Source organism: Pedococcus sp. P1_H8, assembly GCF_056405175.1.
The window spans coordinates 1-385 of record NZ_JBFUCP010000397.1; the positions used below are offsets into that span (position 1 = coordinate 1).

1 protein-coding gene is annotated in these 385 nt (G+C 65.5%); it reads right to left on the bottom strand.

The window, feature by feature from the left end:
* A partial coding sequence (locus AC1DYG_RS20530; protein ID WP_477641676.1) for a putative sulfate exporter family transporter occupies positions 1 to 291 on the bottom strand: 291 nt, incomplete at its 3' end.
* Positions 292 to 385: the final 94 nt, after the last annotated feature.

Below are 385 nucleotides of genomic sequence, written 5' to 3' on the forward strand. Positions count from 1 at the left end.
GAGCAGGGCGATGCCGACGCGCAGCAGTCGCTTGGAGGAGAAGGTCAGTCCCGGGCGAAGTCGCGCGGGCAGCTTGACGAGGTTGGCCATCACCGCACCGCCGACGATGGCGATGAGCAGGGGGCTCACGGTGGGCAGGAGCCGTCCGATTCCCATTGCCAGCAGAGCGCCGACGACGCAGAGCGCCAGTCCCGGGAGCAGGTCGGCCTTTCCTGCCGGGGCCGGCGGGGCCGAGGTGGCGGGGACAGCTGGCCGTTGCTCGGTCTCGGAGTCGCTCAAATTGCTGGGCATAGTTCAAGGGTCCGCTACGTCGGCACGTTGCGGTAGATGGAAGTTTACTAACGCTCAATATCGTATTGATATGCATTGGCCGCCGGGTATAGCC